The 252-nt window shown below is 43.7% G+C and carries 1 pseudogene; it reads right to left on the bottom strand.

Annotation, left to right across the window (positions count from 1 at the left end):
- A pseudogene (locus tag GPK90_RS19825) lies at window positions 1–252 on the bottom strand (RNA-guided endonuclease TnpB family protein); the annotation flags it as partial.

The raw sequence follows: 252 nt of genomic DNA, 5'->3' as shown, positions 1-252 counted from the left end.
TTACGATGCTGCCGGATCCGGATCCAGCCTGCCTTTGGGAGCTTCAGCTTCCCATCTTTTAACAGGATATTTCCATTGACGCTGTTTGTGGTATAGCTTTTAACAGGATTCTTTTTTGACTTGAATCTCGGAAAACCAAACGATGGATCCCTGAAAAAGTTTTTATAAGCAGTCTGTAGGTGCAGCTGGGCATTGCACAGAGCAAGGCTGTCCACTTCTTTTAGCCATGGAAATTCTTCCTTATATTTTGCC

The sequence above is a fragment of the Clostridium sp. MCC344 genome, from assembly GCF_018785365.1.
Classification (GTDB): domain Bacteria; phylum Bacillota; class Clostridia; order Lachnospirales; family Lachnospiraceae; genus Pilosibacter.
The sequence above is the reverse complement of the archived record's forward strand: the minus strand, read 5'-3'. Positions and strand labels throughout refer to the sequence as shown.